The organism is Methylobacterium sp. Gmos3, from assembly GCF_056430985.1.
Genome location: NZ_JBWJYL010000002.1, coordinates 1 through 15,999 on the forward strand (window position 1 = coordinate 1; position 15,999 = coordinate 15,999).

13 protein-coding genes and 1 tRNA gene are annotated in these 15,999 nt (G+C 66.2%); 4 read left to right on the forward strand and 10 right to left on the reverse strand.

All coding sequences use genetic code 11. The annotated features are described in order from the left end of the window. Positions 1-106: 106 nt before the first annotated feature. The 6 genes from tssG to tssA all read right to left on the reverse strand — a co-directional run bounded on the left by tssG (position 107) and on the right by tssA (position 7,184). The gene (tssG, locus tag ACS5Q7_RS03425; protein WP_478338027.1) at positions 107-1,039 is read right to left on the reverse strand and encodes a type VI secretion system baseplate subunit TssG; all 933 of its coding nucleotides are present in this window, start codon (positions 1,037-1,039) and stop codon (positions 107-109) included. Beyond that, the gene (gene tssF, locus ACS5Q7_RS03430; protein ID WP_478338028.1) at positions 1,036-2,784 is read right to left on the reverse strand and encodes a type VI secretion system baseplate subunit TssF; all 1,749 of its coding nucleotides are present in this window, start codon (positions 2,782-2,784) and stop codon (positions 1,036-1,038) included. Before tssF ends, tssG begins: the two co-directional genes overlap by 4 nt. A gap of 255 nt (positions 2,785-3,039) precedes the next feature. Further along, positions 3,040-3,441 (reverse strand): type VI secretion system baseplate subunit TssE, encoded by a 402-nt coding sequence (gene tssE / locus ACS5Q7_RS03435; protein WP_478338029.1) that lies wholly within the window; start codon positions 3,439-3,441, stop codon positions 3,040-3,042. A gap of 53 nt (positions 3,442-3,494) precedes the next feature. Next, positions 3,495-4,979, reverse strand: coding sequence for a type VI secretion system contractile sheath large subunit (gene tssC, locus ACS5Q7_RS03440; RefSeq protein ID WP_478338030.1), 1,485 nt, complete (start codon positions 4,977-4,979; stop codon positions 3,495-3,497). 27 nt (positions 4,980-5,006) lie between these two features. Beyond that, a complete protein-coding gene (tssB, locus tag ACS5Q7_RS03445) occupies positions 5,007-5,510 on the reverse strand; it encodes a type VI secretion system contractile sheath small subunit (RefSeq protein WP_478338031.1) in 504 nt (167 codons plus the stop codon). A gap of 42 nt (positions 5,511-5,552) precedes the next feature. Then, positions 5,553-7,184: a type VI secretion system protein TssA gene (tssA, locus tag ACS5Q7_RS03450; protein WP_478338032.1), complete on the reverse strand. Its 1,632-nt coding sequence runs from the start codon at positions 7,182-7,184 to the stop codon at positions 5,553-5,555. 292 nt (positions 7,185-7,476) lie between these two features. Here tssA and ACS5Q7_RS03455 point away from each other — a divergent pair, with 292 nt between their 5' ends. After that, the gene (locus ACS5Q7_RS03455; protein WP_478338033.1) at positions 7,477-8,025 is read left to right on the forward strand and encodes an OmpA family protein; all 549 of its coding nucleotides are present in this window, start codon (positions 7,477-7,479) and stop codon (positions 8,023-8,025) included. Positions 8,026-8,036: 11 nt separating this feature from the next. Here ACS5Q7_RS03455 and ACS5Q7_RS03460 read toward each other — a convergent pair whose 3' ends face one another. The 3 genes from ACS5Q7_RS03460 to ACS5Q7_RS03470 all read right to left on the reverse strand — a co-directional run bounded on the left by ACS5Q7_RS03460 (position 8,037) and on the right by ACS5Q7_RS03470 (position 10,606). Further along, positions 8,037-8,558 (reverse strand): GAF domain-containing protein, encoded by a 522-nt coding sequence (locus ACS5Q7_RS03460; protein ID WP_478338034.1) that lies wholly within the window; start codon positions 8,556-8,558, stop codon positions 8,037-8,039. Positions 8,559-8,852: 294 nt separating this feature from the next. Then, positions 8,853-8,928 (reverse strand) — tRNA-Lys (locus tag ACS5Q7_RS03465). Between the two features lie 103 nt (positions 8,929-9,031). Continuing rightward, positions 9,032-10,606, reverse strand: a complete 1,575-nt coding sequence (locus tag ACS5Q7_RS03470; RefSeq protein ID WP_478338035.1) for a 2-isopropylmalate synthase — start codon at positions 10,604-10,606, stop codon at positions 9,032-9,034. A 403-nt stretch (positions 10,607-11,009) separates the two neighbouring features. Between ACS5Q7_RS03470 and leuB the strand changes: the two genes are divergently transcribed. From leuB to ubiB, 3 genes are all read left to right on the forward strand, one after another. After that, a complete protein-coding gene (leuB, locus tag ACS5Q7_RS03475; protein ID WP_478338036.1) occupies positions 11,010-12,119 on the forward strand; it encodes a 3-isopropylmalate dehydrogenase in 1,110 nt (369 codons plus the stop codon). 103 nt (positions 12,120-12,222) lie between these two features. Next, a complete protein-coding gene (ubiE, locus tag ACS5Q7_RS03480) occupies positions 12,223-12,996 on the forward strand; it encodes a bifunctional demethylmenaquinone methyltransferase/2-methoxy-6-polyprenyl-1,4-benzoquinol methylase UbiE (RefSeq protein ID WP_478338037.1) in 774 nt (257 codons plus the stop codon). 13 nt (positions 12,997-13,009) lie between these two features. Next, on the forward strand, positions 13,010-14,572 hold the full coding sequence (gene ubiB / locus ACS5Q7_RS03485; RefSeq protein ID WP_478338038.1) for a 2-polyprenylphenol 6-hydroxylase: 1,563 nt from the start codon (positions 13,010-13,012) through the stop codon (positions 14,570-14,572). A gap of 192 nt (positions 14,573-14,764) precedes the next feature. On the opposite strand, the gene zapE is transcribed toward ubiB, so the two are convergent. Continuing rightward, positions 14,765-15,997, reverse strand: a complete 1,233-nt coding sequence (gene zapE, locus ACS5Q7_RS03490) for a cell division protein ZapE (protein WP_478338039.1) — start codon at positions 15,995-15,997, stop codon at positions 14,765-14,767. Positions 15,998-15,999 lie beyond the last annotated feature (2 nt).

Consider the following 15,999-nt stretch of genomic DNA (forward strand, 5'->3'; position numbering starts at 1 on the left):
AGCACATCCGCCTGCCGTAGCTTGGCGACGATCTCCTCGGGCTTCGGATGCTTGGCCATGTCGTCCGTCCTCCAGGCTCAAAAGCCATACCAAAGGGCGGACCACTTCAGTGGGGGCGGACCATTTCTGCCTCGTCGCCCAGCCATCCTTCCCAACCGAGCCGATTATCGCCGAGAACAAACGCTTTGGCTTCGCCTGGAGAGAGAATGAATGCCAAATCCCAGTCCAGGGGATCCCGAATCGCCAGCCGAAATATTTCAACCAGCGGTCGATGATCTTTCCCGTCTGGCAATAATTGATTGCAACGCTTGGCGCTGAGCGGCCCGAGTCGAAGGCGGAATTTCCCGGCCGCATCGCCCATCCGCTCGCCGGTGATCGTGTCGATCCCGAGGGCGAGTCCACTCCCGCCCAGTTGCCAGCGTGCCTCATCCGGGATGCGGATTTCCCGCGCGACGAATTCCTCGACCGCGCAGGGGATCTGGAAGAAGTCGCCCACGATGCTCGCCAGCACCGGTGCCGAGCGATTGGAAAGGGACAAGATGCCCGCATAGGGCATGAGCAGCGGTCGCGCCGTCCGCGCATCGTCGGTCAGCATACCGAACAGGGCCGCCACCGTACCGGAGATCGGATCCGACGCACCGCTCCGGTAACGCTGATGGTGCCGATAATGCTTCCACACCAGGAACAGCAACGACAGCAAACGGTGGTTGAAGAGATCCAGAAAGTCCCGCAACGCCCCCGAATCGTCGGCCAGGACGACCCGCTCCGTCAGGGACGGCGGCAGGGGCGAGGATGGCCCATGTAAGCCGAAGAGGTTCGCCGTGACCGTGACGGGCCCCCCATCCTCTCGCGGCGGATCGATCGCCGCGACTTCCTCCGGCGGAAAGCTCAACGACGGGTTGGCTCGGAAGCGCACGGTTTCGCGCCGGGGCGAGAATGTCGAGCCGATTCCCCCCGGCTGGGGGTAGCGCCTCTCCAGCCACAGACACAGTTCGTTAAACTGGATCGCGCTGGCCTCGGGAAGGACGGTGTCGCTCATAGGCCGACCGCCGTGCCGCGACGGGGCTGCCACCGATACTCGACCTTGGTGTCGCTCCCGCGGATCGTGAAGCGGTGCAGGGTGTTCAGGCTTGCATAGACTGTGAAGAACCGATCGAGCACGGCGCCGAGCAGGAAGAGTTCCGCTTCGCCGCCGATCTTGCCCTCGCTCACGGTGCAGACCAGGCTACGCAGGCGCACCGGGCAACCCGCTATCACCCCATCTTCGGCGCTGTGGGTGAACTCCTCGAGGGCCTCCTGCAGCAGTTCCAGGCGGCGCTGCGCCTGGAGATCGTGGATCGCGCGGAACTCGTAGCTCGCGAAGAGCGTGCGCAGGGCGCCGACATCGGCAAGCGATGAGAAGTTGCGCGCGAGGTTGGAGATGAGGCGCCAGAGCAGGCTCTCGCCCACAGGCGGCGGGGTGTGCGGGCTCACGCCCATCACGTTGGTGCAGCGAACCGTCGCCGGCGTCTCCGAAGTCGGCTGATCGATCATGCCGACCGCAAGGCGCTCCGCCAAGGCACCGTTGGTGCAGGTCAGCGACACCGAGACCACCTCCCCGGCGGCTCCGGTCAGTGCCGTTTCGGGTGTCACGAAGGACAGGAAATGGTCGATGCCGCGCCCGACCGCCGCCGGCCGCAGGCGTTCCCGGAAGAAGGGGCGCGTCCCGTCTTCGCCGGGGAGGTCATGGCGGAACGTCTCGAACGGTTCGTAATCGATCCGCCCCGCCTTCCCCTGCGTGTAGCCCGTCACGCTGTCGATGCCGTAGATGGCGGCGTCGGGATGCCCGCCGGTAACGACCCGGTACTCACTGCGCGAGCGGTCGAGGCGGAGGGGATGCGCGTCCTGCGAGAACAGGTTGATGACCGGAGTGCAGTTCAGCGCGATGTGGTCGCGCATGATGCGCAACTGATCCGGGAAGGCTCGCCCGAACCGGAAAGTCATCGTGAGGCGCCGCCCGGACATTTGCGCCGCGGCTTGCAATCCCGTGACGTCGAGGAACAGGAATTTCTGCGGGAAGGCGAGGTATTCCTGGAGGTAGCGGAATCCCGCGAAGGCGTTCGGCGGATAGGGAATCACAGCCTCATCCGGGCCGAACCCGACGGGCCGGATCACATCGCCGGGAAGCTCAATGCTCTCGCCGGCCTCGTTCGTGAGCACGATCGCCCGCAGATGCCGCGACAGCCACAGGAGCAGCGTGCGCCCGACGGAGGGCTCGCGCTCCGTGTTCAGGAACAGGCGCAATGTCCCGCCCTGAAGGGCTTGCAAGCTGGCTCGGCCGGTTGCCTGGATGGTCAGCGCCAGCCGCGCACCCGCCGGACCGCTCTCGCCCTCGAGATCGGTGATCGCCAAGGGCAGGACTTCGACCGGGTAGCAGGTGCGGAAGCGGCAGGAGACTCCGTCGATCGGCCGCGACGCCACCGAGATTCCGGCCGGCACCATGACAGCACCGGTCTCGCCGTCATTCACCGGCGCGAACGCCACTACGCTCATCGGCGGGATGGGCCGCAAGTAGTGCGGCCACAGCAGCCGGATGAGGCCGTGCACGAGTTCCGGCATCTCGTCTTCGAGCTTCTGCCGAAGCTGCGCGACGTTGAAGGCGAAGCCTTCGAGCAGACGCTCGACATCGGGGTCGCTCGCCTCCCGGGAGAGAAAGCCAGCCAGCCTGGGATTGGCTCGGGCGAAGTCTTGCCCGAGTTCTCGCAGGTAGGACAGCTCGTTCTCGTACAATGCGTTGAGCGACATGCTCTGATTGCCTGACTTCCTCGGCATAAAGAGCCGGAACGGTGCGCCGTATCGTAGGAGCCGACGACGAAAACTGGAGAGAACAGACCCGTCCTTGTGAGCGGAGCGAATCAGATCTGAAATTCCCGCCGTTCCGAGGCGTTTTGCTTTCAGGAATTGCGACGCTCCGTCCGCCGTGACGGCCGGAGTTGTTTCGGCGATGAGGCGGGGCGCCGCGTTGCCGCGTGCCGATCCGGTGCACGCCGATCGCTGTTGCTAATCCTTGAGATGGACTTGCCCGTCGCGATCGACGACCGCGTCGAAGCGAAGGCCCCCTTCCCGCGCGTCGTCGGAAAGAGTGGCGGAGATTGCGAACGTGTACACGCTCATCATCTCCGCCGTCGGCATGGGCCGGACGGTGATGTTCCGCAGGCGCGGCTCGAACCGCTCGAGCAGGAGTTTCACCGCACGGCCGATCTCAGGAACGGCCTCCGACGCTTCGTCCGACAGGTGAACGACATCGGGTAGGCCGAAATCGTGCCGGGTCTGGCAGCAACCCTGCCGGGCGTTCAGGATCCGGCGAACGTTGCTCAGCACGCTTTCCGCCTGGCTCGATGGACGCGATTGGATCGCCCCACCGACGCTCGCCGCCTCCAATCGCTCGAAGAGACTCGCCACCGCTCACCCCCCTGTCGCGGGCCGCCGCGTCGAACGCGACGGCCCCGTAAGCCTCACAGTTTGTCGAGCTTACCGGTGAGGGAGAGGGTGAAATCGGAGCCCATGTATTTGAAGTGGGGGATCACCGACAGGCCGACACGGTACCAACCGGGCTCGCCCTCGACGTCCTGGACGCGGATCTCGGCCTTCCGAAGCGGGCGGCGGGCCCGGACTTCGGGGGCCGGATTGTCCTGATCGACGACATACTGGCCGATCCACTTGCCGAGCTCGTCTTGCAGCTCGGCCTTGTTTTTCCAGGAACCGATATTCTCGCGCTGCAGGATCTTGATGTAGTGCGCCAACCGATTGATCATGAACATGTAGGAAAGCTGCGACCCGAGCTTGTAGTTCAGCTCGGCGCGCCGGCCCTCCTCGCTGGTCCCGAAGAATTTCGGCTTCTGAACCGAGTTGGCCGAGAAGAAGGCGGCGTTGTTGCTGCCCTTGCGCATGGTGAGCGCAATGAAGCCCTGCTCGGCGAGTTCGAATTCCCGGCGGTCGGTTATCAGAACCTCGGTCGGCACCTTGCTCTGCAACTGGCCCATCGATTCGAAGTTATGGACCGGAAGGTTGTCGACCACGCCGCCGGATTGAGGCCCGATAATGTTCGGGCACCAGCGGTAGAGCGCGAAGGATTCAGTGAGCCGCGTCGCGAAGGCGAAGGCCGCGTTGCCCCACAGGTAGTTCGTTGTCGAGCCGCCGCTCTTCTCCTCATAGTTGAAGGATTTCACGGCCGCGGCCTCGGAGCCGTAGGGCAGGCGCAGCAGAAAACGCGGCAGGGTCAGGCCGAAATAGCGGGCATCCTCGGTCTGGCGGAACGCGTTCCAGCGGGAATAGCGCGGTCCCTCGAAGATCGAATCGAAATCCTTGAGGTTGGCGATATCCTCGTAAGTCTCGGCGCCGAACATCTCCGGCGCGGCGGCGGCGATCATCGGCGCATGCGAGATGGCGCCGACACTCGACATGAACCGCATCAGCTTCACGTCCGAAGCTCCAGCGCCGAACGTGTAATTTGCGATGACCGCCCCGTAGGGCTTGCCGCCGAACTGGCCGAACTCCGCCGAGTAGATGTGCCGATAGAGGCCGGACTTGACCACCTCGGGACTGTCCTCGAAATCGGCCAGCAAATCCGATTTCGAACAGTTCAGGACTTCGAGGCGCACGTTCTGGCGGAAATCCGTGCGGTCTACGACGAATTTGAGGCCGCGCCAGGACGATTCGAGTGTCTGGAACGCCTTGTGATGGAGGATCTCGTCGATCTGCCGTGAGATTTTACCGTCGATATCGGCGATCATCTGGTCGATGACGCCGTTATTGATCTGCTCGTTCTTCCGCCGGGGCTGCATCAGCTCATAGACGAAGGCCGCGACGCCTCGCCGGGCGATGTCGTAGCCCTCGTCGGTGGGCTGTACCTTGGTCTCGCTGAGAATTTGGTTGAGCAGGGGAAGATTGTGCGGGACGGTGGGCGTCGCCTGCACCTCGGTGGAATACTGGACTGTCATGGATGGCGTCCTGGTGCGTGGGCGGGTTCAGTTGGCGTCGCCGGCCTCGGGGCCGGTGAGTTCGAGAAGAAGCTTCTCGCGCGTGCTCTCATTCTCGAGCATCCCCTGGATCGTCTTGCGGAAGGTCGGGACGTTGCCGAGGGGCCCGCGCAGGGCGACGAGCGCCTCGCGCAATTGCAGCAGCGCCGCGAGTTCCGGCACCTGCCGGGCGAGGGACTCGGGCTCGAAATCCCTGAGGCGCGAGAAGGCGAGGTTGACGCGCATTTCGCTGTCGTCCCGGCCGTCTTCGAGCCGGTTCGGCACATTGAGCGAAAGCTCGAGGGCGTGGCTCTTGAGAACCTCGTCGAAGTTGTCCTTGTTGATATCGACCGGGGGACGGTCGTCGACAGGCCTTTCATCCGGCCTGCCGGTGAAATCGCCGAGCATGAGGAGCTTCAACGGTAGCTCGATCTCTTCCCGTTGGTTGCCGGTACTGGGCCGGAACTTGATGTTGACGCGTTCTTTAGGCGCGACAGATACCTCTTTGGACATCGCTCTCTCTCGTCTGTGAGCGGGTTACCCGTGCGTCTGTCCTCAGCGGAACAGACGAGCGGCTGTGGCAAAGTCGAGCCTGACGAGCCGCTGGCGGGTCAGATCGAGCCCTTGGCGGCGGCGATCTTCAGGCACGAGTTTGAACGCGTCGGCATGGGTCAGGGCGCGGAACCGAAGTTCGGCCACCTGCGCCGCGAGGGCGGGCTCGAAACTCTCGAGGTTGTGCGCCTCGAGAAGGTGATCGAGATGGTCGAGAAGCGGCAGGGCGGCCGCGACCAGCCCGACATCGAGGCAGAATTGGGCTTGCGCGATCTGCCGGAGCAGACGGTCGCGACCGCTGCCGTTGCCACCGCTCTGGGTCAGCGCGGCCATGCGGTCCACGGCCTCCTTGCCCCGGCCGGAGGCGATGAGCGTGCGGACCTCGGCCTGGATCCGGTCGAGACCGTCGTCCAAATCGGCGGGAGACCCGCCGCATTCGGCAAGCCACGCCCGCGTCTCCGCCCCCACCAGCGGCGTACCGTCCGCGAAGCTGAGCGACGTCAGCGCCGGATGTCGGCGGAACAACAGAGACATCGCCCCGCAGACCGTCGCATGGGCATCCGTATAGTCCGGCCCCATGCGCCGGAGGATTTCGGCCGCGATTCGATGGCCCTCGATCCAGAACGGGGCGGTCCAGACCAGATCGTTCAGCGCCAGGAGCGCGGCGACGTCTTGCCCGCTCCGACACAGCTCCCGCAAAGCCGCCGTCTCTTCGACCGGCGGCATCGCCTGAGTACGGCCCTTGTCGTTCTGAGGTATCTGCCGGATGCGCCACCACGATGCGACGCGCGAAAGTAGGTATGGCCGGAAATCCCTGGGGTCGGCGGCCATCATTCCCGCGGAAAGGCTGCGTAGGGTCTCCGGCAGACCCTCGACCGTGGCCGGATCGACAGGAGGCGATGCGGGCGTCGCCGCCGCGGTCGGCACCGGGAGTTGCGCCTTCGCGGCCTCCTCTTCCCGCAGCCGCTCGGCTTCCGCTTGGGCGCGGCGGACATCGTCCCGCCTGGGATTCAGGGCGCGGACCAGTTCATCGAGCGAGCACGGGACCCGTTTGAGCCGCTGCGCCATCTCCCGCTCGATCTCGCCGAGCGCTTCGACGGCGTAGAGGACGGCGGGACCTTCATCCTCGGTCGGCTCGGCATCACAGAGGAGGGCCGCCCGCCCCGCGAGCCATTCCAGGGCGCCGGCGCGCGCCCGTTCTCGGTCGACCGGCGGCTGCATCGTCTCCCAATGCTGGGTGATCATACCTCGCAGGATGCCGAGGCCGGCGGCAAGGCCCTGGTACCGTTCCAGCCGGCACAGGGCGTAGGTCAGCCAGCAGCCGACGACGAGATCCTTGCCGTAAGCCTCGATCAGGGCCGTAGCGATGCGGGCGACCTCTTTCCACTCGACCGCCGCCGGACCTTCCGCTTCGAGTTGTTTGAAGCGCTCCTCAAGCTCCTCATATTCCGGCGTGGCACGGAGACTGACTCCGCTTTTCGCCGTATTGATCAGCGATGATCCCAGGATAATACGCGGATCGCTGAAGATTGGCGTCGATACAGCGGCTCGACGTCGCTCTTTCAATTTCGATGACAATGAATTCATGGCTGACGCCGTAATTCGTTTATTTGACGTAAAGATGACAATCAGCAAAATGCGCCAATATAGGACGAAATACTATAAGTTGTCCACGCGTATCGATGAAACCAAAAATTCCAGAACCCCCGTGTCACACGATATTCACGGAGCTTATCGCAAAACATCTCATGAATTAGTCCAGTGAAGCGTCGACAGCTTGCGCCAAGCCCTCTGTGATGGGCGACGGGGCGACGTCTAGCCGGACGATGCACCCGCATTATCGGTGCATAGGGTGTGAGAGGGGCACATCGGACCCGTGAACGCTCAAGTACGACTTCGCTATTTCCAGACCGGCTTTTATAGTGTCATGCTCATTGCGATCCTCTTGATCATTTCACTTCTGTTTCCGTATCTGTTGCCTGCGCCGAAGATCGAGGGCCCGGCACAGATCATCGCCAGCGTCCTGCCCAAGCCGAGCCAGCTTGAGCGTATCCGGGGGGCGCTCCGCGACGAGATCGCGGGAGGATCGATCGCCGTGGAACCGTTCGGCAGCTGGATCGCCATCCGCATCGGCAACGTCGTGGCGTTCTCGTCGGCCGACGCCCGGGTGCTGCCCACCTGCATCGGGCTTGTCCGGCGCATTGCCGACGTTGTGGAGCTGGAAAAGGGTTCGGTCCGAATCGTCGGTTATACGGACGATCAGCCGGTGCGGCCTGGCGGCACCTTCCGGGACAATCAGGCCCTGTCCGTGGCACGGGCCGAGGCGGTCGCTGCCCTGATCCGCCCGGCGCTTTCGGATCAAGCGCGAGTCGCGGTCGCCGGCCGGGGGTCGGACGAGCCGATCACCGACAACGCAACTGAGGACGCCCGCGCCCGCAACCGGCGAGTCGAGGTGCTCATAGCGCGGCAGCCGTGAGAGTCGGCGGCTTAACCCGCGGCTGCCTCGGCTTCGCGGTTTATGGAAAGCCGCCCGAGGGCGGTCCCCGCTGCCTGTGCGAGCATTTCAAGCCGCCGCACGGTTCCGGCATCGGGCTCGACGAACGCGCACCAATAGGCGCCGAGCGCCGCCATGGGTTCAGGCTCACCGATGGGCACCATCGCGAGGGTGCGTATGGATGTCCGCAGGTAAGACGCGAGCGGAACCCGAGGATCGTTCTCGATGTCGGGAATGATCACGGAGCGATTGTGCAGCATCGCCCAGCCGGAGACGCACTCGGTCAGTGGGAAGCTCTGACCGCGCCACAGGGGTTCGATCGAATCCTCGGCCACATAGCGGCAGCGCTCGCCCTCGCGCAGGATCACGGCAATGCCATCGGAGCCGACAACGGAACGGGCGTAGTCGCAAAGGACCGCCACAAGCTCATCGATGCCGGAAGCCATTGCGAGAAGCTTCGCAGCCTTCGTCAGCGCGACGCAGGGATCGTGAGCGTTCTCTGTTTCCAACACCATCCCACTACCCGCGATGAACCATCGCTCGACGGCCGGGTCGACGCCCGAGGAAGACCTCGGGCAGGACCGGGGCCGCACTAAGGCATCGACCCGGTCTCAACGCATGAGGCGAGGATATGGTTTGCCGGTAGGTGAAGCGAGTGACCGATGGAAGTAGTGCGCCGGTTAATCAGCGGTGCTGATTACCGATTCGGCGCGACGCGGATTGGTCCGCCAGCATCAACCGGACAGTCGTCCGGTGACAGCCGCATCACTGCGACTTATCCAATTTCAGATGTGGCTGTCTGATTTGCTTGGTGGGCGCACTAGGGTTCGAACCTAGGACCCGCTGATTAAGAGTCAGCTGCTCTACCAACTGAGCTATGCGCCCGATCACTTCAGTGATCGCCCCCGGCCGGCCACCAAGTCCGTCTGGGGTGCCGGGCTGATACCAATGCCACCGGGGGCTGTCCACCCCCGGTGGCGATTTTTTCTCACTCGGCCGCCGCGTGCTGTGCATGGAGCCGCACGGCCTGGGCCGAGAGCTTGTTCAGGGCAGACAGATAAGCCTTGGCCGACGCCACCAGCGTGTCCGGGTCGGCGCCGCGGGCGGTGATGCTGCGATCGCCGTCGCGCAGGCGCACCGTCACCTCGGCCTGAGCATCGGTGCCGCCGGTCACGGCGTGGACGTCGTAGAGGTCGAGCTGCGCTTCGTGCGGAACCAGGGCGCGGATCGCGTTGAACACCGCATCCACCGGCCCGTTGCCGTCCGCTTCCTCGATCCGCGAGCCGGCCTCGTCCTGAATGCGCAAGGTCGCCCGCTGCGGCCCGCGCGTGCCCGCGATGACCGACAGGGAGACCAGCCGGATCCGGTCCTGCGCCGTGGCGAGGTTCTCGTCCACCAGAGCCTCGATATCCTCGTCGTAGACGTGCTTCTTCCGGTCGGCCAACGCCTTGAAGCGCTCGAACGCGTCCTGGAACTGGTTATCGGACAGGTGCAGGCCGAGATCGTCCAACTTGGAGCGGAAGGCCGCCCGGCCGGAATGCTTGCCCATGACGAGGGAGGTCTTGGTGAGGCCGACCGAGGCCGGCGTCATGATTTCGTAGGTCTCGGAATTCTTCAGCATCCCGTCCTGATGGATGCCGCTCTCGTGCGCGAAGGCGTTCCGGCCGACGATCGCCTTGTTGAACTGCACCGGGAAGTTCGTGGCATGGCTCACGAGCTTCGAGGCGCGCGTCAGCATCTGCGATTCGATGCCTGTCTCGTAGGGCATCACGTCGGCGCGGGTGCGGATCGCCATCACGATCTCTTCGAGCGCCGCGTTGCCCGCCCGCTCGCCGATGCCGTTGATGGTGCATTCCACCTGCCGGGCGCCGCCCTCGATGCCCGCCAGCGAGTTCGCGATGGCGAGGCCGAGGTCGTTATGGCAGTGCACGGAGAAGATCGCCTTGTCGGCGTTCGGCACGCGCTCGCGCACGGCCCGGAACATCTCCCGGTACTCGGCAGGCGTGGCGTAGCCCACCGTGTCGGGCAGGTTGATGGTGGTGGCGCCCGCCTTGATCGCCGCCTCGACGCAGCGGCACAGGTAATCGATGGGCGTGCGGGTTGCGTCCATGGCCGACCATTCCACGTCCTCGATGAGGTCGCGGGCCTGCGCCACGGTCTTCAGGATGATCTCCAGCACCTCGTCCTGCGTCTTGCGCATCTGGTGCGCGAGATGGATCGGCGAGGTCGAGACGAAGGTGTGGATGCGTCCGCGCTGGGCGTGCCGCACGGCCTCGCCGGCGCGGGCGATGTCGGCGGTGATGGCGCGGGCCAGCCCGGCGATGGTGGCGCGCTTGGTGCGGCGGGCGATCTCGGACACAGCCTCGAAATCGCCGATGGAGGCGATGGGGAAGCCGGCCTCGATGATGTCGACGCCCATCGTGTCGAGCAGTTCGGCGACCGCGAGCTTCTCGTCGAAGGTCATGGTCGCGCCGGGGCATTGCTCGCCGTCGCGCAAAGTCGTGTCGAAGATCAGGACGCGGTCACGGGTGCCGGTCGTCTGGGTCGGGGATTGGGTGCTCATCGTGTCGCCTTCTTGAACCCTGTCGCGCTCCGCCCGGGCTGCTGGCCGGAGGCGGGATATGCCCTCGTCGGGCGGCTATTCGCGAAACAAAATCCCCTAAGGGCCCAGGCGCATGCCCGGACGGCCCTCAGGGGCGGGTAAGCAGAAGGTCGAGGAGGAGGACCGGGCGCGCGCGCGACAGCAGGGCCGCGTGAGCGGCACCGGCGGTCTCGGACGCTGAGCCGGCGCTGGCCAAGGCTCGTCTCTCCTCATGGGTCGCGCGGCCGAAGTCGCGCGTCAGGCGCGAAGAGGTACATCCGCACCGTTCGAAACTCAAGGGCATGGCGGGCGCGGACGGCTTCCCCTCGGACGGAGACCGCACTAAAGCCGCGCAAGTTCTCTCAAATCGTGCGCGAGACCCACCATGGCCAGCTACAAACTCCTGCTCCTGCCCGGCGACGGCATCGGCCCGGAAGTGGCGGGCGGGCTTCAGGAAGTGCTCGGCGCGCTGAAGGAGACCGGGCTCGCCAGCTTCGAGACCGAGACCGACCTCGTCGGCGGCTGCGCCATCGATGCCCATGGCGTGCCGCTGGCGGACGCGACCCTGCAGCGCGCGAAGGACGCCGACGCGATCCTCCTCGGCGCGGTGGGCGGGCCGAAATGGGCGGGCGTCGCCTACGAGAACCGCCCCGAGGCGGGGCTCCTGCGCCTGCGTAAGGATCTCGACCTTTTCGCGAATCTGCGTCCGGCGATCTGCTACCCGGCCCTGGCCGAGGCCTCCGCGCTCAAGCGCGAGCTGGTCGAAGGCCTCGACATCATGATCGTGCGCGAGCTGACCGGCGGCGTCTATTTCGGCGAGCCGAAGCAGATCACCGAGCTGCCGGATGGCGGCAAGCGGGCGGTCGACACGCAGGTCTACACGACGGGCGAGATCGAGCGCATCGCGCATGTCGCCTTCGATCTCGCGGGCAAGCGCTCGGGCCGCGTCGCCTCGGCTGAGAAGCACAACGTGATGAAGACCGGCGTCCTGTGGAAGGAGGTCGTCACCCGCGTCCATGCCGAGCACTACGCCGACATCGAACTGGAACATATCCTGGCCGACAACTGCGCCATGCAGCTGGTGCGCCGCCCGAAGCAGTTCGACGTGCTCGTGACCGACAACCTGTTCGGCGACGTGCTCTCGGACATCGCGGCGATGCTCACCGGCTCCCTCGGGATGCTGCCCTCGGCCTCCCTCGGTGCCGTGGACGAGAAGGGCCTGCGCCGCGCCCTCTACGAGCCGGTGCACGGCTCGGCGCCCGACATCGCCGGGCAGGACAAGGCGAACCCCATCGCCATGATCGGCTCGCTGGCCATGTGCCTGCGCTACTCGTTCGGCCTCGGCGATGCGGCGGATGCCCTCGACGGCGCCATCACCGATGCGCTGGCGGGGGGCGCCCGCACGGCCGACATCGCCGGCGAGGGCGCGAACCCGATGGGCACGAAGGCCATGGCCGAGGCCATCGCCGGGGCGCTGAAGGCGCGGGTCGGCTGAAGACACACCTCGAAACGACGTCTGGGACGCATGGCGGCGTGGGCGGACTCCGGCTAAGACGCCCGGATCGCCCGGCGGTCCGGGCGCGAAGGGCGGGAGCAGCATGACGGTGTCGGACGAAGGCTCGCGGCGCGAAACCACGGATTTTGGCTTCGAGCGCGTGGCCCTCAGCGAGAAGCAGGGGCGCGTCGACAGCGTGTTCCACTCCGTGGCCCGCCGCTACGACCTGATGAACGACCTGATGTCGGCGGGCCTTCACCGGGCATGGAAGGCGCAGCTCGTCTCGATGCTGCGTCCGTCCAAGACCCGGCCCTACGACCATCTCGACGTGGCCGGCGGCACGGGCGACGTGGCGTTCCGGGTCCTCGATGCGGGCGGCCCGGCGACGCGGGTGACGGTGCTCGACATCAACGAGTCGATGCTGCGCGTCGGCGCCGAACGCGCACCCGAGAAGTACGAAGGCCGGGTGAACTTCGTCACCGGCAACGCCGAGAGCCTGCCGCTGCCGGACGCTTCGTTCGATTCGTACACGATCGCCTTCGGCATCCGGAACGTGCCGCGCATCGATCTCGCGCTCAGCGAGGCGCGGCGGGTGCTGAAGCCCGGCGGGCGCTTCCTGTGCCTCGAATTCTCGGCGGTCGACGTGCCGTTGCTCGACAAGGTCTACGAGGCCTATTCCTTCCACGTCATCCCGCGCATCGGCGCGCGGGTGGCGGGCGATGCGGATTCCTATCGCTACCTCGTGGAGTCGATCCGCAAATTCCCGACGCGGGGCGCCTTCGCCGGCATGATCGAGCGCGCGGGCTTCCGCCATGTCACCGACCGGCCGCTCTCCGGCGGCATCGTGGCGATCCATTCCGGCTGGAAGGTCAGTTGAGGGTGGTGCACTCGTGATCGGCGCCGCCATCAACCTCGTCCGTGGGGCGCGGGTGGGCTTCGTGCTCGTCCGCGAGGGCGCGCTCGCCTTCGCCGACCCGTCCGAGATGCCGGCCGTCCTGCGCTTTGCCCTGAAGGTCGGCCGCTCCATCGAGCGGAAGGGCCTGGGCGACGGCGCCGCGCGGCTGTCGGCGGCGATGACGCGGCTCGGGCCGTCCTACGTGAAGTTCGGGCAGTTCCTGGCGACCCGCCCCGACATCGTCGGGATGCGCGCCGCCCTCGACCTCGAAAAGCTTCAGGACCGGGTACCGCCCTTCCCGCAAGCCACCGCCGTGCGGGTGGTGGAGGCCGCGTTCGGCAAGCCGATCGGCCAGCTCTTCGTGTCGTTCAGCGAACCCATCGCCGCCGCCTCCATCGCGCAGGTCCACCGGGCCGTGGTTCAGGATGCGGACGGCACCCAGCGCGCCCTCGCCGTGAAGGTGATGCGCCCCGGCGTCCGCGACGGGTTCAAGCGCGACCTGGAGGTGATGCGCTTCATGGCGCGGATCGTCCACGCCCTCTCGCCCGAGGCCGAGCGCCTGCGTCCGCGCGAGGTGGTGGAGATCCTCGCGCGCTCCGTGCTGATGGAGATGGATTTTCGCCTCGAAGCGGCAGCCGCCTCGGAACTGGCCGAGAAAACCAAGGGCGACGAGGATTTCCGGGTGCCCCGTCCCGAATGGGAGCTGACCGCCCGCGACGTGCTCTCCTCCGAATGGATCGACGGCATCAAGCTGCACGGCCCCGCCGACATCATCGCGGCGGGCCATGATCCGCGCGCGGTGGGGCGCGCGGTGATCCAGACCTTCCTCCGGCAGGCGATCCGCGATGGGTTCTTCCACGCGGACATGCACCAGGGGAACCTGTTCGTGGACAGCCAGGGCCGGCTGGTGGCGGTCGATTTTGGGATCATGGGCCGGCTCGGGCCGAACGAGCGGCGCTTCTTGGCCGAAATCCTGCTCGGCTTCATCACCCGCGATTACCTGCGGGTGGCGCGGGTGCATTTCGAGGCGGGCTATGTGCCGGCGCACCATTCGGTGGAGGATTTCGCCCAGGCCATCCGCGCCATCGGTGAGCCGATCCACCAGCGCAAGGCCGACGAGATCTCGATGGCCAAGGTGCTGACGCTGCTATTCGACGTCACCGCCCTGTTCGACATGAGCACGCGCACCGAACTGGTGATGCTGCAGAAGACCATGGTGGTGGTGGAGGGCGTGGCCCGCTCCCTCGATCCCAAGCTCGACATGTGGACCACCGCCGAGCCGGTGGTGCGCGCCTGGATCGCCCACAATCTCGGCCCCATCGGCCGGCTTCAGAGCGGCGCGGAGGCGCTGCGGACCCTCTCCGACGTGGTGACGGACTTCCCCGACCTCGCCGTGCGCCTGAAGCGGGTTCTGGTTCGGCTCGATGAGGCCGGCACGGGGGACGCAAAGAGGCTCGAACGCTTCGCCCGCAACGAGCGCCTGCGCGCAGTGTGGTCGACGCTCGCCCTGTGGGGCATCGCCATCGGCGCGCTGACCCTGGCGTTCCGGGGCTTGTAGAGCGCCTTCGCTGGTCCGCTACGCCCCCCCGATTCCCATCCGCCCCCCTCATCCTGAGGTGCCGCGAAGCGGTCTCGAAGGAAGCTTCCAGCATGCCGCGAGTGTCCTGGATGTCTCCTTCGAGGCCCGCTTACGCGGGCATCTCAGGATGAGGGAGTGGATTGGAGACAGGTAGGCTACCTGCTCCTACCCTTACGTCTCCACCAGCCCGCTGCTCGATCCGCTGGCCTCGGACGTCGCCCGGCCGTGCGGCTTGGCGATGTACTCTTCCGAGCGCATCTCGATGAGGCGCGAGACCGTGCGATCGAACTCGAAGGCCTCCCGGCCGGTGGTGGCCTTGTAGAGGTCCTGCGCCTCCGCTTCCGCCGAGGCAACGAGTTTCACGTTCCGGTCGTAAAGCGTGTCGATGAGCGTGATGAAGCGCTTGGCCTCGTTGCGCTCGGCCTCCTGCATCACCGGAATGCCGTCGATTAGCACCGTGTGGTAGGCGCGGGCGACGGCCATGTAATCCGAGGCACCGAGCGGTTGGCGGCAGAGATCGTCGAACCCGAACCGGGCGACGCCGCCGGCCTCCTGCGGCACCTTCACCTCGCGGCCGTGCACCGTCAGGCTCCCCGCCGCGCCCTTGGAGCGGCCGGTGAGACCCTTGAAAGCGGCATCGAGGGCGGCGCGGGCATCGCCATCCGCCGGCACGTGCCAGACCTTCGCGCCGCCGAGCTTTTCCAGCCGGAAATCCGTCCGTGAATCGAGCCGCAGTACCGAGACCCGCTCCTTCAGCACCGCGATGAAGGGCAGGAACAGCGCCCGGTTTAGGCCGCCCTCGTAGAGCCGGTCCGGCTCGACGTTCGACGTCGCGATGACGGTCACGCCCCGGCGGAACAGGTGATCGAACAGCCGCCCCAGGATCATCGCGTCCGCGATGTCGGTGACGGTGAACTCATCGAAGCACAGAAGCGTGGCCTCGTCCGCCAGAGCGTCGGCGACCGGGCCGATGGGATCGTCGCCCTTCACCTCGCCGCGCTTCAGCGCCTGCCGGTAGGCGTGAATGCGCTCGTGCGCGTCCGCGAGGAACCCGTGGAAATGGACTCGGCGCTTGGGTCCCGGCGCGGCCTCGTAGAACAGGTCCATGAGCATGGTCTTGCCGCGCCCGACCGAACCCCAGACGTAGAGGCCGCGTACCTGCTCAGGCTCGTCCTTGCGCTTGAACAGCCAGCCGAGGGCGCTGCCCTTGCTGGCGCGCTTGCGGCGGCCGAGTTCCTGCGCGATCGCATCGAGGCTGCGCACCGCAGCAACCTGCGCCGGATCGCGCTCGATGGCGCCGGTGGCGATCAGCGCCTCGTAGCGATCATGAACGGGGCCGGGCGAGACAGCGCTGCGGCGTGCCTCGGGAGACGGGCCGCGCCCTGCCGCGGATGTCTGGCTCACGA